Annotated in this window: 30 protein-coding genes; 12 read left to right on the plus strand and 18 right to left on the minus strand. The window is 39.0% G+C overall.

Annotated elements, in window-relative coordinates; translation table 11 throughout:
• Positions 1-50: 50 nt before the first annotated feature.
• Genes pta through yjbM form a run of 4 tightly spaced genes read right to left on the minus strand, consistent with a single transcriptional unit; the run spans position 51 to position 3,410 of the window.
• Entirely contained in the window at positions 51-1,025 is a 975-nt protein-coding gene (gene pta / locus K1I61_RS02400) for a phosphate acetyltransferase (protein ID WP_223333074.1), read from the minus strand.
• Positions 1,026-1,040: 15 nt separating this feature from the next.
• Positions 1,041-1,940, minus strand: coding sequence for an RluA family pseudouridine synthase (locus K1I61_RS02405; RefSeq protein WP_036754014.1), 900 nt, complete (start codon positions 1,938-1,940; stop codon positions 1,041-1,043).
• Positions 1,937-2,755: an NAD kinase gene (locus tag K1I61_RS02410; RefSeq protein WP_223333075.1), complete on the minus strand. Its 819-nt coding sequence runs from the start codon at positions 2,753-2,755 to the stop codon at positions 1,937-1,939. The genes K1I61_RS02405 and K1I61_RS02410 overlap by 4 nt, the downstream gene beginning before the upstream one ends.
• Positions 2,739-3,410: a GTP diphosphokinase gene (yjbM, locus tag K1I61_RS02415; RefSeq protein ID WP_004252944.1), complete on the minus strand. Its 672-nt coding sequence runs from the start codon at positions 3,408-3,410 to the stop codon at positions 2,739-2,741. Before yjbM ends, K1I61_RS02410 begins: the two co-directional genes overlap by 17 nt.
• 133 nt (positions 3,411-3,543) lie before the next feature.
• Between yjbM and K1I61_RS02420 the strand changes: the two genes are divergently transcribed.
• The 8 genes from K1I61_RS02420 (at position 3,544) to K1I61_RS02455 (ending at position 8,863) form a co-directional block, all read left to right on the plus strand.
• Positions 3,544-4,113 carry a CYTH domain-containing protein gene (locus K1I61_RS02420; RefSeq protein WP_223333077.1) on the plus strand — a complete coding sequence of 190 codons (570 nt, stop codon included), beginning with the start codon at positions 3,544-3,546 and terminating at the stop codon, positions 4,111-4,113.
• A gap of 122 nt (positions 4,114-4,235) precedes the next feature.
• Positions 4,236-5,186, plus strand: coding sequence for a ribose-phosphate diphosphokinase (locus K1I61_RS02425; RefSeq protein ID WP_004252940.1), 951 nt, complete (start codon positions 4,236-4,238; stop codon positions 5,184-5,186).
• Between the two features lie 15 nt (positions 5,187-5,201).
• Positions 5,202-6,320 carry a cysteine desulfurase family protein gene (locus K1I61_RS02430; RefSeq protein WP_223333080.1) on the plus strand — a complete coding sequence of 373 codons (1,119 nt, stop codon included), beginning with the start codon at positions 5,202-5,204 and terminating at the stop codon, positions 6,318-6,320.
• Positions 6,321-6,325: 5 nt separating this feature from the next.
• Complete coding sequence (locus K1I61_RS02435; RefSeq protein ID WP_223333083.1) at positions 6,326-6,673, plus strand: DUF1831 domain-containing protein; 348 nt, start codon at positions 6,326-6,328, stop codon at positions 6,671-6,673.
• A 9-nt stretch (positions 6,674-6,682) separates the two neighbouring features.
• Positions 6,683-6,892 (plus strand): DUF4649 family protein, encoded by a 210-nt coding sequence (locus tag K1I61_RS02440; protein WP_223333086.1) that lies wholly within the window; start codon positions 6,683-6,685, stop codon positions 6,890-6,892.
• An 87-nt stretch (positions 6,893-6,979) separates the two neighbouring features.
• Positions 6,980-7,621, plus strand: a complete 642-nt coding sequence (locus tag K1I61_RS02445; RefSeq protein WP_223333089.1) for a redox-sensing transcriptional repressor Rex — start codon at positions 6,980-6,982, stop codon at positions 7,619-7,621.
• Between the two features lie 15 nt (positions 7,622-7,636).
• On the plus strand, positions 7,637-8,326 hold the full coding sequence (locus K1I61_RS02450; protein ID WP_223333090.1) for a gamma-glutamyl-gamma-aminobutyrate hydrolase family protein: 690 nt from the start codon (positions 7,637-7,639) through the stop codon (positions 8,324-8,326).
• Between the two features lie 24 nt (positions 8,327-8,350).
• The gene (locus tag K1I61_RS02455) at positions 8,351-8,863 is read left to right on the plus strand and encodes a hypothetical protein (RefSeq protein ID WP_223333091.1); all 513 of its coding nucleotides are present in this window, start codon (positions 8,351-8,353) and stop codon (positions 8,861-8,863) included.
• A gap of 2 nt (positions 8,864-8,865) precedes the next feature.
• On the opposite strand, the gene radC is transcribed toward K1I61_RS02455, so the two are convergent.
• Positions 8,866-9,546: a RadC family protein gene (gene radC, locus K1I61_RS02460; RefSeq protein WP_223333093.1), complete on the minus strand. Its 681-nt coding sequence runs from the start codon at positions 9,544-9,546 to the stop codon at positions 8,866-8,868.
• 63 nt (positions 9,547-9,609) lie between these two features.
• The gene (locus tag K1I61_RS02465; RefSeq protein WP_223333095.1) at positions 9,610-10,890 is read right to left on the minus strand and encodes an O-acetylhomoserine aminocarboxypropyltransferase/cysteine synthase family protein; all 1,281 of its coding nucleotides are present in this window, start codon (positions 10,888-10,890) and stop codon (positions 9,610-9,612) included.
• 191 nt (positions 10,891-11,081) lie between these two features.
• On the opposite strand from K1I61_RS02465, the gene K1I61_RS02470 reads away from it, so the two are divergent.
• The gene (locus tag K1I61_RS02470) at positions 11,082-11,777 is read left to right on the plus strand and encodes a VIT1/CCC1 transporter family protein (RefSeq protein WP_223333098.1); all 696 of its coding nucleotides are present in this window, start codon (positions 11,082-11,084) and stop codon (positions 11,775-11,777) included.
• A 54-nt stretch (positions 11,778-11,831) separates the two neighbouring features.
• On the opposite strand, the gene K1I61_RS02475 is transcribed toward K1I61_RS02470, so the two are convergent.
• From K1I61_RS02475 to K1I61_RS02485, 3 genes are read right to left on the minus strand one after another with little or no spacing between them, the layout of a single operon-like run.
• Entirely contained in the window at positions 11,832-12,104 is a 273-nt protein-coding gene (locus K1I61_RS02475; RefSeq protein ID WP_223333099.1) for a PspC domain-containing protein, read from the minus strand.
• A gap of 60 nt (positions 12,105-12,164) precedes the next feature.
• A complete protein-coding gene (locus tag K1I61_RS02480) occupies positions 12,165-12,614 on the minus strand; it encodes a SprT family protein (RefSeq protein ID WP_223333100.1) in 450 nt (149 codons plus the stop codon).
• Positions 12,601-14,730 carry a Tex family protein gene (locus K1I61_RS02485; RefSeq protein ID WP_223333101.1) on the minus strand — a complete coding sequence of 710 codons (2,130 nt, stop codon included), beginning with the start codon at positions 14,728-14,730 and terminating at the stop codon, positions 12,601-12,603. The genes K1I61_RS02480 and K1I61_RS02485 overlap by 14 nt, the downstream gene beginning before the upstream one ends.
• 154 nt (positions 14,731-14,884) lie before the next feature.
• On the opposite strand from K1I61_RS02485, the gene K1I61_RS08970 reads away from it, so the two are divergent.
• The 3 genes from K1I61_RS08970 to K1I61_RS02495 are packed head-to-tail and all read left to right on the plus strand — an operon-like array spanning position 14,885 to position 16,734.
• The gene (locus tag K1I61_RS08970) at positions 14,885-15,016 is read left to right on the plus strand and encodes an SPJ_0845 family protein (RefSeq protein ID WP_000268695.1); all 132 of its coding nucleotides are present in this window, start codon (positions 14,885-14,887) and stop codon (positions 15,014-15,016) included.
• Positions 15,017-15,922, plus strand: coding sequence for a permease (locus tag K1I61_RS02490; protein ID WP_223333102.1), 906 nt, complete (start codon positions 15,017-15,019; stop codon positions 15,920-15,922). It begins immediately after the preceding gene.
• On the plus strand, positions 15,919-16,734 hold the full coding sequence (locus K1I61_RS02495) for a TIGR03943 family putative permease subunit (protein WP_223333104.1): 816 nt from the start codon (positions 15,919-15,921) through the stop codon (positions 16,732-16,734). Before K1I61_RS02490 ends, K1I61_RS02495 begins: the two co-directional genes overlap by 4 nt.
• Before the next feature lie 140 nt (positions 16,735-16,874).
• Here K1I61_RS02495 and K1I61_RS02500 read toward each other — a convergent pair whose 3' ends face one another.
• From K1I61_RS02500 to K1I61_RS02540, 9 genes are all read right to left on the minus strand, one after another.
• Positions 16,875-17,288: a type II toxin-antitoxin system death-on-curing family toxin gene (locus K1I61_RS02500; protein ID WP_223333105.1), complete on the minus strand. Its 414-nt coding sequence runs from the start codon at positions 17,286-17,288 to the stop codon at positions 16,875-16,877.
• Complete coding sequence (locus tag K1I61_RS02505) at positions 17,285-17,521, minus strand: AbrB/MazE/SpoVT family DNA-binding domain-containing protein (protein WP_006148508.1); 237 nt, start codon at positions 17,519-17,521, stop codon at positions 17,285-17,287. The genes K1I61_RS02500 and K1I61_RS02505 overlap by 4 nt, the downstream gene beginning before the upstream one ends.
• A gap of 63 nt (positions 17,522-17,584) precedes the next feature.
• Positions 17,585-17,722 (minus strand): hypothetical protein, encoded by a 138-nt coding sequence (locus tag K1I61_RS02510; RefSeq protein ID WP_223333187.1) that lies wholly within the window; start codon positions 17,720-17,722, stop codon positions 17,585-17,587.
• A 144-nt stretch (positions 17,723-17,866) separates the two neighbouring features.
• Positions 17,867-18,742: an N-carbamoylputrescine amidase gene (gene aguB, locus K1I61_RS02515; protein ID WP_223333106.1), complete on the minus strand. Its 876-nt coding sequence runs from the start codon at positions 18,740-18,742 to the stop codon at positions 17,867-17,869.
• 9 nt (positions 18,743-18,751) lie between these two features.
• On the minus strand, positions 18,752-19,837 hold the full coding sequence (aguA, locus tag K1I61_RS02520; protein WP_223333107.1) for an agmatine deiminase: 1,086 nt from the start codon (positions 19,835-19,837) through the stop codon (positions 18,752-18,754).
• On the minus strand, positions 19,834-20,961 hold the full coding sequence (gene nspC / locus K1I61_RS02525) for a carboxynorspermidine decarboxylase (RefSeq protein WP_223333108.1): 1,128 nt from the start codon (positions 20,959-20,961) through the stop codon (positions 19,834-19,836). Before nspC ends, aguA begins: the two co-directional genes overlap by 4 nt.
• Entirely contained in the window at positions 20,961-22,220 is a 1,260-nt protein-coding gene (locus tag K1I61_RS02530) for a saccharopine dehydrogenase family protein (RefSeq protein ID WP_223333110.1), read from the minus strand. Before K1I61_RS02530 ends, nspC begins: the two co-directional genes overlap by 1 nt.
• Positions 22,217-23,077, minus strand: a complete 861-nt coding sequence (gene speE, locus K1I61_RS02535; protein ID WP_084857435.1) for a polyamine aminopropyltransferase — start codon at positions 23,075-23,077, stop codon at positions 22,217-22,219. Before speE ends, K1I61_RS02530 begins: the two co-directional genes overlap by 4 nt.
• On the minus strand, positions 23,078-24,532 hold the full coding sequence (locus K1I61_RS02540) for an aminotransferase class I/II-fold pyridoxal phosphate-dependent enzyme (RefSeq protein ID WP_223333113.1): 1,455 nt from the start codon (positions 24,530-24,532) through the stop codon (positions 23,078-23,080).
• Positions 24,533-24,798 lie beyond the last annotated feature (266 nt).

Consider the following 24,798-nt stretch of genomic DNA (forward strand, 5'->3'; position numbering starts at 1 on the left):
TTAAAAAAGGGGAATCCCCCTTTACCAAGAGGAAAAGAGGGATAAAATTCTTATTGATGAATCGCTTGTGCTGCAGTGATAAGAGTTAATTTGTAAACATCATCAGAGTTACATCCGCGAGAAAGGTCGTTTACAGGTTTGTTAAGTCCTTGCAAAACCGGTCCAACTGCAGCAAATCCACCAAGACGTTCAGCCATCTTGTAACCAATGTTACCAGCTTCAATACCTGGGAAGATAAAGACATTAGCTTGTCCAGCTACATTACTTCCTGGTGCTTTAAGAGCTGCAGTTTCTGGAACAAAGGCAGCGTCAAACTGCAATTCGCCATCAATTTCAAGGTCTGGACGAAGCTCATGAGCGATTTTTGTTGCTTCAACAACCTTGTCAACACTTTCGCCAAAACCTGAGCCTTTAGTTGAATAGCTAAGCATAGCAATCTTAGGTTCAATACCAAACATTTTAGCAGTGATAGCAGAGTTAATAGCAATTTCAGCTAGAGCGTCAGCATCTGGGTTGATGTTGATAGCACAGTCACCAAACAAGTAACGTTCAGTGCCACGAACCATAAGGAAGGCACCTGATGTACGGCTCACATTAGGACGAGTCTTAATGATTTGAAGAGCTGGACGAACTGTTGAAGCTGTAGAGTGAATAGCTCCTGAAACCATACCATCAACCAATCCCATATAAACTAACATCACACCAAAGTAGTTAACATCGTTGATGAGTACTTCTCTCGCTTCTTCTTCTGTCATTTTTCCTTTACGACGTTCAACAAGTGAAGCTACCATATCTTCAAATTGTGGGTAATGTTCTGGATCGATGACTTCATAACCCTCTGTAATTCCTTCGATTTCGAGATAGATTTTAATCTTGTCAGGGTTTCCTAGGAGTACAGGGATAACTTCTGTTTCTTTAACCAAACGCTTCGTTGCTTGTAGGATACGTGGTTCTTCACCTTCAGGTAGAACGATGCGAGCATTTTTACCAACTAGGTTGGCTTTCAAACTTTCAAAAACTTCCATGAGTTTTGACTCCTTTTAAGATAAATTATTATTTGATAACTGTGTAATAAGTGTGTCGAAATCATCCGGCAGTGGGCATTCTAGCTCTAACTGCTCTTCTAAGAAAGGATGATAGAACGATAAGTAATGGCAATGTAGAGCCTGGCGCTCGATGCCATGTTCTAAGCTTCCCCCATAAAGATCATCTCCAAGTAATGGAAATCCAATATGCGAGAAATGAACCCGAATCTGGTGAGTTCTCCCAGTGTGGAGACGAATATCAACTAAGTGAATATTCCCATAAGATGCCACGATTTGATAGGATGTATGGGCATATTTTCCACCCTTTGCTACTCGTCGAGTGATGATAGAATCTTCATCTCGGGCTATCGGAGCGATGATTTCTCCCTGAGGTTCCAGATGACCATCTCCCTTGACTAAGGCATAATAACGCTTTTCAATAGCCTTTTTTTGCAATTGTTTGTCTAATCTGGCATGCGCATAGCCGTGTTTAGCAAAAAGCATCAATCCAGAGGTATCTCTATCAAGCCGAGTCACAATGTGAACCTGCTGATTCTCATAGTTTTGTTTTACATAGTAACCTTTGATAAAGTTGGCAATGGTATTGGAATGATTGACACTAGGGATGGATGCAACACCAAAGGGTTTGTTGATAATCAAGAAATGATCATCTTCAAATAGAATATCTAGAGGATAATCAATTGCTTCAAGTGTCTCGAATCCTTCCTCTGGCGGAATATCAATGACGACTTCATCTCCGATATCTAAGAGATAGGTTGCATTCTGCGGATGCCCATTTACTCGAATATCACCACCTCGAAACTTAATCTTGGCAAGTAACCCTTTTGAAACTTCATGTTTTTTCAAAAAGGTTTTGACCTTGACATGTTCGTCGGCAATAAACTGAAACCTCATTCGTCCACCTCACCAATAAAGGCATCTTTAACACGATTCCAAAAACTGGTGTGGCTTGGCGTGGCTACAAAATGAATCTTGTGGTGATCAATCTGATACTCTATTTTCTCAATATTTCGGAAAGAATAAATACTATTATCAATTGAGATTGTGTGATAGTCATTTCGTGTTGGTATCAATTCAATCTTGTCTTTTTTAGGAACAATAATTGATGAACCTAGTGTGCGGTAGATTCTGTTGTTCAAACTAGCAATTTCAGCCAATTGTAGGGCCTCTATAGTCGGGTGAAGTACTGCTCCACCAAGTGATTTATTATAAGCAGTACTTCCAGTCGGCGTTGAAACTGTTAGGCCGTCACCACGAAAGCGTTCGAAGGGAACATGGTTAATAATGACATCAGCAACCATAGTTCGATCCGCTCGACGAATGCTAGCTTCATTTAGTGCTCGGAAAGACTTGATTTCACCATTTTCGAGAAATATTTTGACACTTAAGAGTGGATAAGAAACCTGAGCTCCATTATCCAATTGTAAATTTGTAACCAATTGGTCCAACTCAAAATCACGATAATCCGTATAAAAACCTAAATGTCCCGTATGAACCCCAACAAAACGAACCTTATCCAGTTGGTTTTCATACTTATGAAAAGCAGACAACAACATCCCATCTCCACCAATAGAGACGACGATATCTGGATTTTTATCATTCAGGATAAAATTATTCTTTTTTAATCGTTCTTTTAACTCAAATAGAACTTTCTGACTCTGAGGCTTACGGTTGGCAATTAGGTCAATTCGTTTACCTGTATTCTTCATCGGTATCGTCACTGTTTCCTACCCCGTCATTTAACTTTCTATGCAAAGGATCAAAGAGCGCTTGTGCTTCCTGGATATCAGCACGTATTTTACTCATTTCTTCGTCTAACTGATGTGAAATTCTGGCTGTAATTTCAAGTCGTTCCTTGATTTCCTCTGGGAAATCTCCTTGATATTTATAGTTGAGTGAATGCTCGATTGTAGCCCAAAAGTTCATAGCCAAGGTACGAATTTGAATCTCAACTAGAATGGTTTTTGCACCGTAAATCGTATCAACCATATACTCAATAATCACATGATAAGAACGATAACCCGAAGCCTTTCGATGAGTAATGTAATCACGTTCTTGAACAACTCTCATATCCTGTCTTTTACGAAGGATAGAAACAACCTCGTTTACGTCGTCTACGAATTGAACCATGACACGTAAACCTGCAATATCTTGCAAATCCTGTTCAAGTGTGTCATAGCCAATACCCCGGCGTGCCATTTTTTCTTTGATACTTTCAATCGGTTTAACCCGACCCGTGACAAACTCGATTGGAGAATGTCGGTTTTGTTTTCTGTATTGTTTTCGGATTCCTCGGAGTTTTATTTTTAATTCTCCGACAGCTTGAATGTAAGGATCTAAAAATTCTTCCCATTCTGTAATCATATAGCTCTTACGTCCAATTCTCTATGCAGTTTAATTTATCTAGTTTTTGATTTTCTCATGAAAATCATATACAATAAATACAATGCTTATTATACCATAAATCGCTTTCAAATATAAAGAAAAGGTTGTAAAAATGAAACATTTAGAAATAGAAATGAAAACACTTCTCAGTGAAGAAGAATATGATCGATTGCTAGCTCAATTTTCAGAAGTCACTCCTGTTACACAAAAAAATTACTACCTAGATACGCCTGATTTTTACCTTCGACATCATAAAATTGCTATGCGCATTCGTACTTTCGATACAAGCGCTGAATTGACTATTAAGATTCCTCAAGAAATCGGAAATATGGAATACAACCAAGACCTCACTCTTGAGGAAGCTAAAAATTGTCTTGATAATTGTAAACTCCCCCAGGGGATGATTGTGGAAGAACTAAAAAGTCGAGGACTTTCAACAAGTGGTTGGGTGGTTTTAGGTTGTTTAACAACCGTTCGTTTCGAAAAAGAAACAGCAATTGGACTCATGGCGCTTGACCAAAGCAGCTACTTCGATATTGTAGATTATGAACTAGAGCTAGAAGTTGAAAACGGTGACCAAGGAAGTCTTGATTTTCAGGAGTTTTTACAGGTAAATGTGATCCAATACAAGAAAGCATCTTCAAAATTAGTACGATTTATAGAAAATATGAAAAATAACTGAAATAATCTTCTTTTTTTGATAAAATAGAAGAGATAAAAAATAATAGAATCTGTGAAAGAAAACACTTTCCTTTAAAAATGTTTTTTCACCGATTTACTTAGTTTATAGAGGACGGTTTATCAATGTCAGATACAAAAAATATGAAGCTTTTTTCACTTTCATCCAATCATGAAATAGCTCAAAAAATTGCAGATGCTGCAGGTGTTCCACTTGGAAAGTTGTCATCACGTCAATTCTCCGATGGCGAAATCCAGGTTAATATCGAAGAAAGTGTACGTGGATATGATGTTTACATCATTCAGTCTACTTCTTATCCAGTTAGCAATCATTTAATGGAACTTTTAATCACAGTCGATGCTTGTGTCCGCGCCAGTGCAAATACAATTAATGTTGTCATGCCCTATTTTGGTTATGCACGTCAAGACCGTATTGCTTCTTCTCGAGAACCTCTTACAGCTAAACTTGTTGCAAATATGTTAGTAAAAGCTGGGGTTAGCCGTGTATTGACACTGGACCTTCATGCTGTTCAAGTACAAGGTTTCTTTGATATTCCTGTAGATAACCTCTATACAATTCCGCTATTTGCAAAACACTACATTGATAAAGGTTTAACTGGTCCAGATGTGGTTGTTGTCAGCCCTAAAAACTCAGGTGTAAAACGTGCTCGTAGCCTTGCTGAATACCTTGATGCTCCGATTGCTATCATTGACTATGCTCAAGATGATTCTGAACGTAGCCAAGGTTACATTATCGGAGAGGTTGAAGGTAAGAAAGCAATCTTAATCGATGACATTCTTAATACAGGCCGTACTTTCTCTGAAGCTGCTAAAATTTTGGAACGCGATGGTGCTACTGAAATCTACGCAGTATCCAGCCATGGTTTGTTCGTCAACGGTGCTGCAGAGTTGTTGGATGCAGCTAATATCAAGGAAGTCTTGGTTACAGATTCTGTATTGACAGAAAGTAAAAAACCTAAGAATGTACAATATATTACCGCAAGCGAACTAATTGGTGATGCCATGGTTCGTATTCATGAAAGAAAACCAGTTAGTCCACTATTTAAATTTAAATAGAAATTAGGTGAGTTTTTGATTTATTTAGATAATGCTGCTACGACACCCATGTCATCTGCAGCTATCTCAGCAATGACTCAAGTCATGCAGGAGACTTATGGCAATCCTTCTAGTATTCATGGTCATGGGCGTCAAGCAGGAAAATTATTACGTGAAGCCCGTCAAGAGTTAGCATGTTTACTAGGTACAAAGCCCCAACACATTTTCTTCACATCTGGTGGTACAGAAAGTAATAATACAGCTATTATCGGCTACTGTCTTCGTCATCAAAATCGCGGAAAACACATTATTACTACTGCTATTGAGCATCACGCTGTGCTTGAACCAATTGAATATCTGGTGGAAAATTTTGGGTTTGAAGTGACTATTTTAAAACCCGACGACAATCAAGAAATCACTGCAGATCAAGTCAAAAATGCACTGCGTGAAGATACTATTCTCGTTTCAACTATGTATGTTAACAATGAAACAGGTACTCTTTTACCAATCGCTGAAATTGGTCAGATTTTAAAAGTCCATTCAGCAGCTTATCATGTAGATGCTGTTCAAGCTGTCGGGAAGCTAAAGATTCTTCCTGAAGAACTAGGAATAGATTTCCTCAGTGCTTCTGCTCATAAATTTCACGGTCCAAAGGGTATCGGTTTCCTATACGTTGCTTCTTCAGATTTTGATCCTTACCTACATGGTGGAGATCAAGAACAGAAAAAAAGAGCAGGGACAGAAAACCTTCCCGCAATTATAGGTATGGTTGCAGCTCTTAAGGACGATATAGATCATCTAGAGGCTAACTTTAATAAAGTTCAAAAACTACAGAAAGTTTTTCTAACTGAAATGGCTGGATCAACCTATTATCTGAATCAAGGTAAAGAGCAACTCCCTTATGTCCTAAATATCGGATTTCCGGGACAACGCAACGATCTACTACTACTTCGTTTAGACCTTGAAGGTATTTCTATTTCAACAGGTTCTGCTTGTACAGCTGGTGTTGTTCAGGTCAGTCATGTTCTTCAAGCCTTCTACGGAGAAGAATCTCCTCGCTTACACGAGTCTGTACGCGTCAGCATTTCACCTCAAAATACGGAACAAGAAATGATAACTCTTGCTAAAACTCTTAAAAATATCATCGGAGGATAAACTTAATGGCATTTGAACAAACGATTAAACTTAAAAATTGTCGTTACGAATACACACTTAGTCCAACTGTTAAAAAATTCACGCTTAAAGATAATACTTTTTTTGAAACTAAAGTTGGTAACTATGAATTAACGCGTCTACTTGAAAAAGTTCCAAATAGCGGAGAAGGATTCCAACTTAAGATTATCATCAACAAAGACTTAACTGGTGTAAAAATCAATATCACTGATAAATTTGGTCTACGTTTAGTTGATATCTTCAAATCAGAAGAAACTCATATCCACCAAGAGAAATTCTACTTTTTGATGGATAGCCTGGTCGAACGTGGCATATTTACAAAAAGCAAAAGATAGAAGCTTGTTATGTTTCGATTAACTTATAAAGATGCCTATCAAGTAGAGCGTATTCAAGAATACGAAGACTATGAAGCTCTTATGCTTTCTCTATCAGGCTGTGTGACGCTTCCTGATACGACTGTTGTCACATCACTGACCCACAATGGGGTTAAAATCTATCAAGGTCTTCTTGGAAATCTTTATCGTTTTTTAACAACCTATCACGAAAATACATAAACTAAGATTTTTTCTTAGTTTTTTTTCGTTATTGTTGCAATTTTCACAAGCTTTCTATAAAATAATAGATAGAAAGGTTGTGATTTTGTGAAAGAAAAACAGTCTGCTATTCCAAAAGCAACAGCAAAGAGACTTTCTCTCTATTACCGTATTTTTAAAAGATTTAATGCCGAGAAAATTGAAAGAGCTAATTCCAAACAAATTGCAGAAGCGATTGGAATTGATTCTGCCACTGTTCGTCGTGACTTCTCTTACTTTGGCGAACTTGGACGTCGTGGATTTGGCTATGATGTCAAAAAGCTCATGAACTTTTTCGCTGATCTTTTAAATGATAATTCTATTACCAATGTTATGCTTGTAGGTATTGGAAATATGGGGCATGCCCTTCTCCACTATCGTTTTCATGAGCGCAATAAGATGAAAATCATTATGGCATTTGATCTAGATGATCATCCAGAGGTCGGCACTCGAACTCCTGATGGTGTTCCAATCTATGGAATCTCTCAAATAAAGGATAAAATTAAGGATAGTGATGTTAAAACTGCTATTCTTACGGTTCCTAGTGTTAAATCTCAAGAAGTTGCGGAACTTTTGGTTGATGCTGGTATCAAAGGTATCCTCAGTTTTTCTCCTGTTCACCTACATCTTCCTAAAGACGTAGTTGTTCAGTATGTCGATCTTACTAGCGAACTTCAAACCCTCCTCTATTTCATGCGAAAAGAGGATTAGAAAGCGAATTGATTTATGAAAAAACCAGTTATTGGGATTACAGGAAATGAAACCCCACATCCAGATGATGATCTTATGATGAGTTATGCTGCAAAAGGTTTTGTTGAAGGTGTTAAAGAAGCTGGAGGTATCCCCATTATCCTACCGATTGGCGATGAAGAAATGGCCAGTTACTACATTAGTTTAATTGATAAGCTTATTCTAACTGGTGGGCAAAATGTTGACCCTAAATACTATGGTGAGCCAAAAGCTATTGATAGCGACGATTACCACCTTCAACGTGATATTTTTGAACTAGCACTTATCAAAGAAGCCATTAAACAAAATAAACCAATTTTTTCTGTTTGTCGTGGTACTCAGCTCTTTAACGTTGCCATGGGTGGAACACTTTATCAAGATATCGAAGATCATTGGCAAGATACTTCCGCTGAATACACCACTCAGCGACTTATCACCGAACCAGATACTATTCTAAGAGAAATCTATGGAGAAATCTCTCATATCAATTCTTTCCACCATCAGAGCATCAAAGATTTAGCTCCTAATCTTAAGGTTGTAGCACATGATCCTAAAGATGGTATTATCGAAGCTGTTACAACTACGGATGGCTTCCCTTATCTTGGGGTTCAATGGCATCCTGAATTTCTCTTTGAAAATCGCCCCAAAGATAAAACACTTTTCGACTATGTCGTCAATGAATTATAATTTCGATAAATTAGCTAATTAATTATGAATGAACTTACCCCACCTTCTACTCATGAGCTTTTGAGAGATTTAGATGTTAATGTTTTCTCATCTATTAAGAGCAAGGAAATTGACCATTTCTCAACCTATAAGGAAAAGAAAATAGAAGTTTATTTTCAACTTTCTAATCTATACAGACTTTTAACGGCAGAAAGTTACCAATCATTTTCTAAGAATAAAGAGTATCTCGACAAACTCTCACTAAAAGACAAAAAAAAAGAACTAAAAGAAATGTCTAAAAAGGCAAAACCATTTTGTAAAAAGGCAGATGCTAAATTTAAAGGCAGATTTCGTTCTTCGCTTGTTTTTTACAGAGATATCTTGATCCACTCAAAAAAGTATTATAAAATTGAAGACTTCAATGCTATTATTGACTTTATCGCGCAAGAAAAGTTGCTAGTCCCTACAATTGATCCTCTTCCTAAAATTGTTATGAACGAAGTTGAATCCTATGCTTTACAAGCGTTTGAGCAGGGTCCCCTAAACTTCAAAAAATAATCCTATATCAAGTCCGTCTTCTCACGGTAACTAAAATAATCAGAATGAGAGACAATTAAATGGTCCAATAAGACCAATCCCATTATTTCACAGGCTTCTTTAACAAGCTTCGTAACATGGTCATCATTGGGGCTAGGAACTACTGCTCCTGATGGATGATTATGAACCAGAATCACAGATGTTGCCATATGCTTCAAAGCGTAGTGGAGAATTTCTCTCGGTTCAGCAATGCTTCTCGTGGCAGACCCGATAAAAATAGTCTGCTGATGAATGATTTGATTTTGAGTATTTAGATAGATCGCCACTAGGTGCTCTTGTTTTTTATCTCCAAGCTCAGACTGCATCTTTTTAGCTAATTTACGACTGCTAAGAATACTCTCCATTTCCACTGTTTCCCTTTTATGGATACGGTAGCCTAATTCAATAACGGCTTGTAATTCGATAGCCTTAACACGTCCAATACCCGATAGAGTCTGCAATTCCTGTAGACTCATTTTTTTTAGGTCAGTTAAACATGTCAGCTGATTTAAGACCTTCTGTGCTATTTCAAAAACATTGGCCTGTTTTGTGCCTGTCCTTAGTAATATTGCCAGTAATTCTTGGTTGCTGAGCGCTTCTACTCCTTCTTTTACTAGTCTCTCTCTTGGTAAAAGCGAATCTTCTTGAAATGAAATACTATACATAAAAATCCTCCTCACTTTATTATTCGTGAGAAGGATGCTTAATTCGATAAAAACTAGTTATTTTTAGATTTTTTCAAGTGCTAGTCGTAAATCTTCAATCAAATCATCGACATTTTCAAGACCGATTGAAAGTCGGATTTGATTTTTAGTTACTCCTGCTGCTTCTAGATCAGAGTCAGACAATTGAGCATGAGTTGTAGTTGCCGGATGAACGACTAATGATTTGGCATCTGCTACGTTTGCAAGGTTTGAAAAGATTTCTAAGCTATCAATCACCTTACGAGCTTCTGCTTCTCCACCTTTAACATGGAAGGTAAAGATTGAACCAACACCTTTTGGTAAATATTTCTCCGCCAAGGCATGGTAAGGGCTATCAGCTAATTTTGGATAATTAACTTTTTCAACTTTTGGATGGTTCACAAGGAAATCAACGATTTTCTCAGCGTTTTGCACATGACGTTCAACACGGAGAGATAGTGTTTCAAGACCTTGTAGGAGCAAGAATGAGTTAAATGGTGAAAGGGCAGCTCCCATATCGCGAAGCAATTGCACGCGAGCAGCAACGATAAAGGCTGCAGCACCTACATCTCGAGTATAGCTCAAATTATGGTAGCTTGGATCTTCATTTACGAATTGAGGGAATTTCCCTGAAGCAGCCCAGTCAAACTTACCGCTATCAACAATGACACCGCCAATAGTTGTACCGTGACCACCGATAAATTTAGTTGCCGAGTGAACTGAAATATCTACACCGTGTGAAAAGACATTAATGAGATATGGTGTTGCAAAAGTATTATCAGAAACTAAAGGAATTTGGTGTTTGTGGGCAATTTCAGCAATTTTTTCGATATCAGGAATGTTGATAACCGGATTACCCAAAGTTTCAATCAAGACAAGTTTTGTATTATCTTTAATCGCTGCCTCTACTTCTTCTAGATTATCAATATCAACAAAAGTTGTGGTGATTCCGTAACGAGGAAGAGTTTCTTTCAAAAGGTTAAAGGTCCCACCGTAGATAGTTGAAGCTGCAACAACATGGTCACCTGCGTGAGCAAGTCCAAGAATAGTATAAGTAAGAGCTGCCATTCCTGAAGCTGTGGCAAGTGCACCTACTCCGCCTTCTAGCGCTGCAATACGCTCTTCAAAGGCTGAAGTTGTTGGATTGGTAATACGAGTATAGATATTTCCAGCTTTTTGAAGGGCAAAAAGGTCTGCACCCTCCTGTGTATCTTCAAATACAAAAGATGTTGTTTGATAAATAGGGACAGCACGAGACTTGGTAGTAGCATCTACCACTTGCCCTGCATGCAATTGAAGAGTTTCAAATTTAAATTCACGAGTCATCATCAGACCTCCAAAGATTTCATTAAATTAATTGTATCATCTATGGCAGTCAGTTACAAATACAACTTTGTTATATATTAGCATAAGCAACAGCTATGGCATTTATTAGAATTGAAAAACTTTTTTCAGATAGTTTAAAAAGTTTGTATTCGCTATTTCTATACTTTATAATGGATAAAAAGGAGAAGACTATGTCAGAAATTACACATGAAATTGATTCAAACTTCGCTGGTCGTTTAAATATTTTACGTGCTGGTGTGCTCGGAGCCAATGACGGGATCATTTCCATCGCTGGAGTTGTTATCGGGGTTGCCAGTGCAACCAGCAATATCTGGATAATCTTTCTTTCAGGTTTGGCTGCCATCTTAGCGGGTGCCTTCTCTATGGCTGGAGGTGAATATGTTTCAGTATCCACTCAAAAAGACACTGAAGAAGCCGCTGTAGCCCGTGAACAATTACTTTTGGATAAGGATATCGAGGCCGCAAAGAAATCTCTTTATGCTGCTTATCTTCAAAATGGTGAGTGTGAAACTTCAGCTCAACTTTTAGTCAATAAAGATTTTCTTAAAAATCCACTTAAAGCCTTAGTTGAAGAAAAATACGGAATCGAGTATGAAGAGTTTACAAATCCTTGGCATGCTGCAGCATCTAGCTTCATCGCTTTTGTTCTTGGTAGTCTACCACCAATGCTTTCCATTACCATTTTTCCAAGTGACTATCGAATCCCTGCTACTGTTTTTATCGTTGTGATTTCTCTATTGATTACAGGTTATACCAGTGCAAAACTCGGAAAAGCCCCAACCAAAACAGCTATGATTCGTAACCTTTGTATCGGTCTTTTAACCATGGGAGTGACTTATCTATTGGGTCAGTTGTTTAGTATTTAAAAAAGATACCTTACGGTATCTTTTTTTTATCCAAACATAAACAATTAAGTAAAACTACCAAAACCAACCTTTATCATCATCAATTGGTTCAGCCTCTTTAATCTTACGTGGGCCAGTTCCGTACATTTCTGCTTCGATATCTTCCTTGGTAGGTAAGATAGTGGCTAGGATGATGTAAATGATGATTCCAAGCCCAAAGTTTGCGATTGTAAAGATAGCAAAAATGAAGCGCACAAGAGTAACATCAAGGTCCCATTTATCAGAGAGTCCAGCAAGTACTCCTGATATCATACGATTTCGTCTCATTTTGTAAAAATTTTTATTCATAGTTTGTACCTCTTTCGGTATTCTTGTAATAAGTATAACATGAAATAAAAACTGCTTGCATCAGTCCTTAGGCGGATTTTGTAGGATAAGTTTACCACGACAGAGACCACAACGATAACGTTTGGTATCAATTCGTCGCTTTCGTTGATAGGTTTGGCGACAAGTCTGACAAATATAGACTAGAAGTGGTGTTTGACTGACACTTGATAAGGGAGGAACAAAGCGGAGCCCGTCTACTTCTTTTAACAGTTTCTTAAAGGCTACATCTTTATGTTTATACCCCTTGCCCTCATAGTATAGATGATAATGACAGAGTTCGTGACGGACAATTTTCCGAAAAACCTCTAAACCAAGTTCTTGATAGACTTTAGGATTAAAGTCTAAATGCCCATCCTTAGGGAAAAATCGTCCACCTGTCGACCGTAGACGAGAATTCCATTGAGCTTGGTGTTTGAAAGGTTTCCCAAAGTCTTCTAAAGAAACTTGTCGAACGTAATTAGTTAGATTCATCTGGTGCAATGAGCGACAGATTTACTTTTTCGCGTTGGACATCGATTTTCTTTACCCAAACGGTTACCAAATCACCAACTGAAACGACTTGACTCGGATGCTTGATGAATTTCTTGCTCATGTGAGAGATATGAATCAGGCCATCCTCGTGAATACCAATGTCAACAAAGGCACCGAAGTCTACAACGTTACGAACGACACCTTCAAGCTTTTGACCGATTTTTAAATCCTTGATATCCAAGACATCCTGGCGAAGGACCGGAGCATCGAAAGAATCACGGAAATCACGGCCTGGTTTGAGAAGATCTGCAATAATATCTTTGAGGGTTTCTTGACCGAGGTCTAGCTCTTGAGCCATTTCACTAACTGATATAGACTTGAGTTTTGCTTGTGCTTCTTCGTTTAGGTCCTTAATGTCCAAACGTTTGAAAAGTTCCTTGACGGCAGCATAGTTTTCTGGGTGAACACCTGTATTGTCAAGGATATTGCTACTTTCAGGGATACGGAGAAAACCTGCAGCCTGTTCAAAGGCTTTTGCTCCTAAACGAGGAACTTTCTTGATTTGGGCGCGTGATGTAATTTTTCCTTCTTCTTCACGGTACTTCACGATATTTTCAGAGATTGTTTTGTTAAGCCCAGCTACGTGTGAAAGTAAGGCTGGACTAGCTGTATTGACATTGACACCAACTTGGTTAACTACTGTATCAACAACAAAGTCTAGACTTTCAGACAGTTTCTTTTGACTAACATCGTGCTGATATTGACCGACACCGATGGATTTGGGATCAATTTTAACCAATTCAGCAAGTGGGTCTTGCAAGCGACGAGCAATAGAAATAGCAGAGCGTTTCTCAACAGTTAACTCTGGAAACTCTTGACGAGCAAGTTCACTAGCTGAGTAGACAGATGCCCCGCTTTCATTGACAATGACATAGCTGACCTCAGGAAAATCTTTAAGTACTTCAGCGACGAAGGCTTCACTCTCACGACTAGCAGTACCATTACCTATGGCAATGATTTCAACACCATATTGGCCAATCAAATCTGCCAAATCTCTCTTTGCTTCTTCAATCTGACGAGCTGAAGCTGGTTTGACTGGATAAATGACTTGCGTTGTCAGCATCTTCCCAGTAGCATCTACGACCGCAAGCTTAGCACCTGTACGAAAGGCAGGATCAAATCCAAGGACCACGCGCCCCTTAAGAGGTGCAACAAGGAGAAGATTTCGAAGGTTTTCTGAGAAGAGTTGGATAGCTCCTTCTTCTGCCTTCTCTGTTAGTTCAGTGCGAATACGACGCTCAATAGCTGGTAATACTTTTTTCTTAACAGATTGCTGAATAACTTCGTCAATATAGGCGTTCTTAACCTTAAAACGAACATTAAAGAAAGATAGAATACGATCAGTCGCATGCTCAAAGCCAATTTTCAAAATGCCTAGCTTCTCACCACGATTAAGGGCAAGCGTACGGTAACCTTGCATGTTTGCAACTGTCTCTGAGAAATCGTAATAAATCTGAAAGACTTGCTTTTCATCTAGAGTTTCGTCTTTAAGTTGAGAAGTAATCTTAGAGCGTCTAAGTACCTCTTGATATGTCATTGAACGTAAAGAAACATCCTCGGATAGTGCTTCAACCAAGATGTCTACAGCCCCAGCCAAAGCTTCTTGAGGAGTTTCGAAACCTTCACAGACAAATGCTTCTGCTTCTTTTTCTAGGTTAGAAACATTTTGTAAAATTAAACGAGCAAGTGGAAAAAGTCCAGCCTCACGCGCAATCGTTGCCTTGGTGCGACGTTTCTCCTTATAGGGAAGATAGAGTTCTTCTACATCTGCGAGTTTTTCAGCTGCTAAAATAGCTTCTTCCAATTCCTTTGTTAGCTTGCCTTGCTCTTTGATTTTTGCTAAGACCGCTTCCTTGCGATCATTTAGAGTAGTTAAACTCTTATCGAGGTCGATAATAGCTTTAATAGCTACCTCATCTAGACTTCCGGTCATATCTTTCCGATAACGGGCGATAAAGGGGATAGTTGCTCCTTCTGCTGTCAAAGACAAGACAGTATCAATCTGCTTTAAAGTTACACCCAAATCTTGGGAAATTTTTTCATATTTTTTATCCATGAAACTATTATACCATAAGGAAGAAAGCTTGTTTTCATTAATTTGTTGCTTTCATTCAACTTTATAAAGATAAAACCATGTTTATTTTAAAATCCAACTATTTCTTAGAAATAATAGTATAATAGTGTTAACTAAAAGAATCGAGGTATGCCTTATGGCTGTTAAATTTACAAAAACTGATGACTTAGATAAGATGTTCGAAGAATTCGCTAAACTACCTGACTTGAAGCAAGTAACATTTCCAGACGACAAAGAAAAGAAAGATAAGGCAGAAAAGAAAAAATAGATGACACTCTTTCAAAGTTTACCTTCTAGTGTGCTACAAGCTGGCGCCATTTTTCTTTCAATTATCATTGAAGCTTTACCCTTTGTCTTAATCGGTAGCATCATCTCTGGTGCCATTGAAGTCTATGTCACACCTGAGAAGGTCTATAAGTTTCTCCCTAAAAATCGCTTGGGGAGAATCTTTTTTGGTAGCTTCATCGGTTTCCTCTTCCCTTCTTGCGAGTGTGGAATCGTTCCTATCATCAATCGCTTTTTAGAAAAGAAGGTTCCTAGCTATACAGCGGTACCTTTTCTAGTAACGGCTCCTATCATCAATCCTATCGTACTTTTTGCGACCTATTCAGCTTTTGGTAATTCAATTCAAATGGTTTTCCTAAGAGCTTTGGGCGCGATTCTAGTTGCTACTATATTGGGTGTCTTTCTTGGTTTTGTATGGGAGGAACCTATCCAAAAAGAAAATAGATTGGCTTGTCATGAGCATGATTTCTCTCACTTAACTAAAAGTCAAAAAATCCTTCAGGTCTTTATCCAAGCTATTGATGAATTCTTTGATATGGGGCGTTACTTGGTCTTTGGCTGTCTTTTTGCAAGTATAGTCCAAGTCTATGTTCCAACTCGTATCCTGACATCTATCAGCGCAACACCACTACTTGCGATTGTTCTTCTGATGATCTTGTCCTTCCTTCTATCACTCTGTAGTGAAGCTGATGCCTTTATCGGCTCTTCTCTTCTATCAAGTTTTGGCTTTGCTCCAGTACTTGCCTTTCTGGTAATAGGTCCCATGCTTGATGTCAAGAACCTCCTCATGATGAAGAACTATCTCAAAACTCGCTTTATTTGGCAGTTCATGACAATTGTAACTCTTGTTGTTCTTGTCTATTCTTATTTAGTCGGAGTAATGCTATGATTCGATTTTTTATCTTATTTGGCTATTTTATCTTAACCCTTTATTTGTACCTATCAGGTAAGCTCAATCAGTATCTAAACCTCCATTACTCTTATCTGGCTTATATCACCATGGTTTTGTCATTGTTCCTAGCCATCGTTCAAGCCTATATTTGCTTCAAGCGTTTGAAAGAACATAGCCACTTACACAGCTATTCAGCCAAGCTTGCTAGTTTTGTCCTCTTAAGTTTGCCTTTGTTAGTTGGATTTACATTTCCAACAGTTACTCTGGATTCACAAACAGTATCGGCAAAAGGATATTATTTCCCTTTGTCGGAAGGAACTGACAAGGCAATCCAAGCAAGTGAAGGAACGAGCAGTCAGTATCTTAAGCCGGATACCAGTCGCTTTTATTCACAAACAGCTTATGAAAATATTATTCGGAAGAGTGCTGATAAATACTTAGCTCAATCTAGTATAGTTATCAATGATGAAAATTACCTAGAGGTCATGGAAGCTATCTATGATTATCCAAATGAGTTTGAAGGTAAGGAAATAGAGTTTACTGGTTTTGTCTACAACGATCCAAATCATACCAATAGTCAATTTGTTTTTCGCTTTGGTATTATGCACTGTATCGCTGATTCAGGAGTTTTTGGCCTTTTGACTACAGGAAACACCAATCAGTACGAAAATAACACTTGGGTCAGAGTCAAAGGCAAGATTAGGAATCACTATCACAAAGAACTCAACCAAGTCCTCCCAACCCTTGAAGTCCAGTCCTTCATCAAAGTAGACAAACCCGAAAATACTTATGTTTACAAAGAATTTTAAAAAGTAGCCTGAGAGGGCTACTTTTTCTTGTTTAGTAAGGTTGAATGTTTGACATATTCAAAATATTAGTTTTCTGAATTACAGAATTCTAATACTGTCTGTTTGTCTATTTTTTTCTTATAGGATTTAAACATCCAAACTTAATTCTTGCCATTAACTCTAAATGAATGTTCAGAAATCCATTTGGTGTAGCTAGATAATCTTTCATCTGTTAAGGATTCTACTGCAATAGTTACACACATATCGACCGCTTCCTCAACTGTTACAGAAAAAAGATAGCCATTCAACTGTAGAAATTTCACCAATACGAAGAAAGCAGTTCGTTTATTAGCATTGGCAAAAACATGCTTTTTGATCAATTGGACAAATAGTATTGTTGCCTTATCAAAAATTGTTGGATAAAGAGGTTTACCGAAGACAAATTGCTCTGGTAAATTGACAATCATATTTAAGGCAGAAGGACTAACTGTCTGAATTTTTTCATTAGGTGAATACCGTTGAATTGCTAAAGCATTGATTTTTTCAATTTGCTTTTCTGTCAGATAGACTGTCATTTTTCCACCAAAGCTTTGAAAACATCATCGTATTCGTCAAAAATTTTGTCCAAATTTAAGTCAAAGGCATCATCAGTTACATAAGAAATCTGATGTCCAGACTCTTCGGGAGTAAAGATAATTTCACCACTTGGTAACAATTTTGCTTCGTATTTTACACCACTTGGAATATTGAATTCACTTGGAATGGTGATGGTGATTGAATTTCCTTGTTTTCTTGTTTTTACTACCATCTGATTTCCTCCTTTGAAGTATTATAACAAATAATTACCGTAATTACAATAAGAGGATATCAGTCAGAATACTCCTGCATGAGAGATTTCTTCAAACAACTCATCCGAATAAACCGAATAAGCATTTGGATCAGGCGCTTGGTGGTCGTTCATTTCTTGACCACATCTACATGTCCATTTCCCATAATTAACCTCAGTCACTACTTAATTCTTCAAGAATAAATTGATTGAGAGCTCACCAATCTCTCTTATCATTCTTACACTATGTTCATTTTATCAGAATCCTGGGACATTATCAAAAATTATTATAGTATATATAGAAAAAAGCCTATAGTAGGCTTTTTCTCATTTCACGATATCTTTATACATATCTGGTCTTCTATCTCTAAAGAGACCCCAGTTCAGGCGCTCATTTGCTCCCTTGTCAAGGTCATAAGTGGTTAAGAGGATTGCTTCATCTTGTCGTTCAGCTTGACTTAAAATAGCTCCTGTTTCATCGGTCATAAAGGATGAACCGTAGAAATTCAGACTGGAACTTTGTCCTCCATTTTCCTCGCAAGGAATGACTTCTTCCAAACCATAACGATTAGCAGCAATAACTGGGACAATATTTGCTGCTGCGTGTCCTTGCATGGTACGTTGCCAATGACCACAACTATCTGTATCCAAAATAGGTTCTGAACCAATGGCTGTTGGATAAAAGAGTAATTCTGCACCATTTAACGCAAGACTACGGGCAGTTTCAGGGAACCATTGATCCCAACAGATCCCGATACCAATCTTAGCATAGCGAGTGTCCCAGACCTTGAATCCAGTATTTCCAGGAGTAAAGAAGAATTTCTCCTGATAATAATGGTCATCTGGTATATGAGTTTTACGATAAACTCCTAGTACTTCTCCATCCGCATCAATGACAGCAATGGAATTGTATAAGACATTACCATCTTTTTCATAGAAACTAATTGGTAAAACGACCTTTAGCTCCTTGGCAATTACTTTAAAATGCTGAATGGCCGTATTCTCTGTCACCGACTGGGCATACTGGTAGTAGTCATACTGACGCTCCTGACAGAAATAGGGACGTTCAAATAATTCTGGTAAAAGAATGATCTGGGCTCCTTGCTCAGCAGCTTGTCGAACTAAACGTTCAGCTGTTTGGATATTGGTTTCCACATCCTTAGTGCATTGCATCTGAATAGCTGCAACCGTTACATTTCTCATCTTTTTCTCCTATTCTGGAATTTGTTGGGTAATGCAGTGGATATTTCCACCACCTAATAGAATATCTCTTGCAGGAATTCCGACAACATCGCGGTCTGGGAAACACTGGCTCAGAATATTCAAGGCCACTTGGTCGTTAGCATCCTGAAATTGTGGCACTAATATAGATTTATTAGCAATGTAAAAATTTACATAGGAAGCTGCTAAACGTTCCCCTGCATAACGCTCCTCTTCGCCTTCTTCATAAGAATAGCCCGGTAAATCTTCCTCTGTAACTACTTGATGAATAGCTGGGATTGGAAGTTTATGAATAGTGAAACTCCGGCCTTTTGCATCAGTTTCCTTCTCTAAGAGAGCTAAATCAGCTGCAGACATGGCATACTGAGGATCATCTTGGTCGTCCGTCCAAGCTAAAACAAGCTCTGCAGGACCAACAAATGCTGCAACATTGTCGACGTGTTCATTTGTCTCGTCTTGATAAATACCATAAGGAAGCCAGATAACTTTTTCGGCACCAAGACTCTCTAGTAAGGTCTTTTCAATCTCCTCTTTAGTCAGGTGAGGATTACGACCAGGACTGAGAAGGCAACTTTCAGTCACAAAAATGGTTCCTTGACCGTCACTGTGAATAGCTCCACCTTCCAGTACAAATGGTTTGGCATCGTAAACAGGTATTTCCAACTCATCAGCAAAACGACTGGCTACTTGGTCATCTGCTTCATAGTCTTGGTAAAGACCGTCAACAGCACCACCCCATGCATTGAAAGACCAATCTACCGCCAACTTTTCCCTTTGATCATTGAGGAGAATGGTCGGACCTGTATCGCGCGCCCAGGCATCATTTGTCGGAATATCTAGATAAACAACCTTGTCTCCAAGATAGGATTGTGCTTCAGATAGATAGTCCTCCTCAACCAAAAGGTAGACTGTTTCCCCTTGGGCAATGGTTTTGATAATCTGGCTAAATGCTTTTTTTGCAGCCTTTCCTTGAAAAGGCCAAGACCCTGGTCGAGTCGGCCATATCATGAGAGTTCCATGATGGGGTTCATACTCGGCTGGCATACGATAGCCTAATTTTTTGGGACTGTCCATCATGATAATCTCTCCTTAAAGTCTTGATAGCCAAATGCTTTGACTAGACTGCACTCACCCTCTTTATCCATGAGATACAAACTTGGAAGCCCAATGCCGTTAAAGGTATTATTTTTGACAAATGAGTAAATAGCCATGTCTTCAAAATAGAGGCGATCGCCAATTTCAATCTGTTTTTCAAAGCTGTAATCCCCAATGATATCGCCTGTTAGACAGGTATTGGAAGAAAGTCTATAGGTATATGCCTTTTCTTGCGCTTCAAAACCATCTCTCAATGGGGGACGATAAGGCATCTCAAGAACATCTGGCATATGGCAGCTTGCTGAAGCATCTAACACCAAGGTCTCAATTCCATTTTCAACAATGTCCAAGACTTCTGTCGCTAGATAGCCCGCATTAAGGGCAATGGCTTCACCTGGTTCGACATAGACATCAAGGTTATAAGTTTCTCGAATACGTTTAATCTCAGTAATCAGTAAGTCCACATCGTAATCTTCTCTTGTGATGTGGTGTCCACCGCCCATATTGAGCCATTTAACTTGGTGCAAATAGGCACCAAACTGGTCTTCAACTGCTTTCAAAGTCGTTTGTAAATCATCTGCCCCTTGCTCACAGAGGGTATGAAAATGAAGTCCGTCAACCAAATCCAATAGATCACTTGGTATCTTATCCAAAGTTACTCCAAAACGAGAGCCGGGAGCACAGGGGTCATAAAGCGCGTGGTCACCCTGCGTTGAACATTGAGGATTGATGCGAAGACCCACACTGATACCAGCCTCACGACAACGTTGACCATACTTTCGAAGTTGTCTCTCTGAGTTAAAATCAATATGATCAGATATTTGCAGTAGCTCTTCCATATCTGATTCCTTGAAAGCAGGCGCAAATACATGGACTTCCCCCGGAAACTCTTCTCTAGCTAACTTCGCTTCATAGAGTCCACTAGCTGTCGTACCTGATAGATACTGGCTAATCAAAGGATAGGTTTTATAGAGAGAATAAGCCTTTTGAGCTAGCAAAACCTTACAACCTGCCTTTTCCTGAACCTCTTGTAGAATGCGGCAATTCTCTTCTAATTTTCCTAAGTCAATGATATAAGAAGGCGTTGGTACTTGTTCTAATTTCATTAGTCCACCATTTCTGGATTTTCAACCACAACCCATGGCAAACCGTATTTATTTAAAGCTTCCATGAATGGGTCTGGATCCAACTCTTCAAGGTTATAAACTCCTGGTTGTTTCCATGTACCATCCATCACTAATTTTGTCCCAATCATGGCAGGAACACCTGTTGTGTAAGAAATGGCTTGTGAACCAACCTCTGCATAGCACTCCTGATGGTCGCAAACATTGTAGATGTAGATGGTCTTTTCAACGCCATCTTTGATACCTGTAAAGATACATCCGATATTTGTTTTACCAACAGTACGTGGGCCAAGGCTGGCAGGATCTGGAAGCAAGGCTTTCAAGAATTGGATTGGTACGATTTCTTGTCCGTTAAAATTAATAGCATCTGTACGAAGGAGACCAACGTTTTCCAAGCATTTCATGTGAGTTAAATAAGATTGACCAAAAGTCATAAAGAAGCGAATTCGTTTAACACCTGGAATGTTCTTTGCTAATGATTCGATTTCTTCATGGTGGAGGAGATACATGTCTTTTTGACCAACTTGAGGGAAATTATACTCACGTTTGATAGACATGGCTTCGACTTCTACCCATTTTCCATCTTCCCAGTAAGAACCTGGTGCAGAAACCTCACGTAGATTGATTTCTGGGTTAAAGTTTGTCGCAAATGGATAACCGTGGTCACCACCATTACAGTCTAAAATATCGATATAGTGGATTTCGTCAAAGTAATGTTTGAGTGCATAAGCTGAAAAGACACTGGTTACACCTGGGTCAAAACCAGAACCCAGAAGAGCGGTCAAGCCTGCTTCCTTGAATTTTTCTTGATAAGCCCACTGCCATGAGTAGTCAAAGTAAGCTGTAAAACCAAGTTCTTTGCAACGTTTCTCATAAATAGCACGCCATTCAGAGTCTTCTGTATCCTCGGCCTCATAGTTGGCAGTATCGATATAGTGGACACCTGTTGCCAAACAAGCATCCATAATAGTCAAGTCTTGATAAGGCAAAGCTACGTTCAAAACAGCTTCTGGTTTGTAGCTTTCGATCAAGGCAATCACTTCTTCTACCTTGTCAGCATCAAGAGCAGCTGTTTCAATTTTAGTACTTGTTTTGCCTTCTAATTTAGCCTTCAAATCATCGCATTTTGACTTGGTACGGCTAGCAATCATAATTTCTTTAAAAGTTTCGCTATCTTGGCAAATCTTTGAAATAGCAACTTGGGCAACTCCCCCACATCCAATAACTAATAAACGACTCATTTTTTTCCTTCCTCTTCTTCTAAAATGTCTTCTACATACTTAGGCAACATAAAGGCCCCCACATGTAAGTTTGCAGTGTAATATTCCGTAAATAACTGGCGTTTTTTCCAGCCTTCCTTGTCAAAATCTTTGACAGGGTGATATTTTTTCGATGCAAATCCAAACAACCAATAGCCCGCAGGACTAGTTGGGATATGTGCCTGATAAACTCGGCTGATTGGAAAGGCTTGATTGACCTTGCGGTGCATACTTCGGCAAGCTGACTCATCTTCGTCAAAGAAAGGACTACCATGCTGGTAGATCATGATACCGTCTTCTTTCAAAGCTCTATAGCTATTGCCGTAAAATTCCTTGGTAAAGAGCCCTTCCGTATGGCCAAATGGATCTGTCGCATCGTTGATGATGATGTCATAATCATCTTCACAGTTTCTCAAAAATCTCAGTCCATTTTGGTAGTAAATGGTGACACGAGGGTCATCAAGTCCTGCAGCAAAATCAGGGAAGTATTCTCGACAAACCTCAACCAGCATCTCATCTGGTTCTACAATATCGATTTGTTCCAATTCAGGATATAGTGTCAAAACCTGGGCAACTCCACCGTCACCACCCCCAATAACCAAGACTTTCTTTGGATTTGGATGGACAGCCATAGGAACGTGAACCGTCATTTCATTGTAGACGAAATCATCCGCATCTGAGAACAAAACGTGCCCATTTAAAATTAACACTTTCCCAAAAGCTGGTGTATCTAATACTTCAATATCCTGCCATTCACTTTGACCAGAATACAGTTGTTTTGCTGTTCTCATCGTTAACTTAACATCTGGAGTATGAACTTCAGAAAACCATAAATCCATCTAGTTCTCCTTTCTCTCAATAACATTGATGTGATTGACCTCTGGATCTTCCGTTCCTTGGAGGGAACAACCACGTTCTTTGGCAAATTGGATATAATCGACAATTTCTCGTGTAATCCGTTCACCTGGCGCTAGGATTGGAATACCTGGAGGATAGCACATGACAAATTCCCCACAGACCTGGCCAACGGACTCGTCCAATGTTAAGCTTCTTCTATCTGCATAGAAGGCTTCCTGAGGAGACAGCACCAACTCTGGTTGGATATATTCTCCAGCAATCAAGTCCTTCCCATCTCGCGAGTAGAGTCTCTTGATATCAGCTAAAGCACCGACCAAGCGTTCAATGTCTTGGATACGGTCACCAATCGAAATGTAGGCTAAGATATTGCCTATATCACCAAACTCAATTTGAATGTCATATTCATCTCGTAAGAGATCATAAACTTCAATCCCTGTTAGACCAATCCCCTGAGTGTAAACTGACAGCTTGGTTACATCAAAATCACAAACTGATACACCATCTACTAGTTCTTTTGAGTAGGCATAGTAGCCACCGATGGCATTGATTTCACGACGTGCGTACTCAGATAGCTCAATGACCTTTTCAAAGGACTCCTTACCACGAAGGGCTAGGTTTCTACGAGAAACATCTAGACTAGCCATTAGCAAGTAGGATGCTGATGTTGACTGTGTCAGATTAATAATCTGGCGTACGTACTCAGGATTCATCTGATTGCCAACCAAAAGAAGGGAACTTTGAGTCAAGCTGCCACCGGACTTATGCATGGATACAGCTGACATATCTGCTCCTGCGTCCATAGCAGACAGAGGAAGTTTATCTGTAAAGTGCAGATGAGCGCCGTGCGCCTCGTCTACTAAGACTTTCATTCCCGCTGCGTGTGCCATCTCTGTTAAACCCTTAAGATCTGAACAAATCCCATAATAGGTTGGATTGTTAATGAGTATAGCCTTGGCATCCGGATGTTCCTTGATTGCTTGGGCAACACGCTCATTTTCAAGCCCCAAAGCAATACCAATTTTTGGATCCACACTCATCTCGATATAGATGGGAATAGCCCCGCATAAAACTAGCGCATTAATTGCTGATTTATGGACATTTCGTGGAAGTATGATTTTATCACCTGATTTACAGGTAGAAAGAATCATGGTCTGCACGGATGAAGTTGTCCCACCAATCATCAAAAAGGCATGAGCAGCACCAAATGCTTCTGCCGCTAACTCTTCCGCTTCTCTAATAATCGAAATGGGATGTCCTAGATTGTCCAAGGGCTTCATAGAATTGACATCGATCCCAACACATTTCTCACCCAGAAGTTCCACTAATTCCGGGTTCCCACGACCACGCTTATGACCTGGTACATCGAAAGGTACAATTCTTTTTTTTCGTAACTTTACCAGCCCCTCATAGATAGGAGCTTGGTTTTGATTTAACATTATAGAGACATACTCCTTTATCATAGTTATTTTCACCTTATGTAAGGCTCTAAAGGATACTTATGAAAAAAAGAGCAGGTTGGCACCTGCTCTACAATCTACTGACGTGTTTATGTTTGTTTCTTTTGAGTATGTCTGTTCCTGATGTTTCCTAACTCTCTAGTAGCAAATATTACGTACTTTATTGATCGTTTCACAAGATGACGTGTGCTTTCACCACACTAACAAATCTATACGAATTAGGACAAGTGTCCTAACATCAACTT

Source organism: Streptococcus infantis (assembly GCF_019929665.1).
Taxonomy (GTDB): domain Bacteria; phylum Bacillota; class Bacilli; order Lactobacillales; family Streptococcaceae; genus Streptococcus; species Streptococcus infantis_H.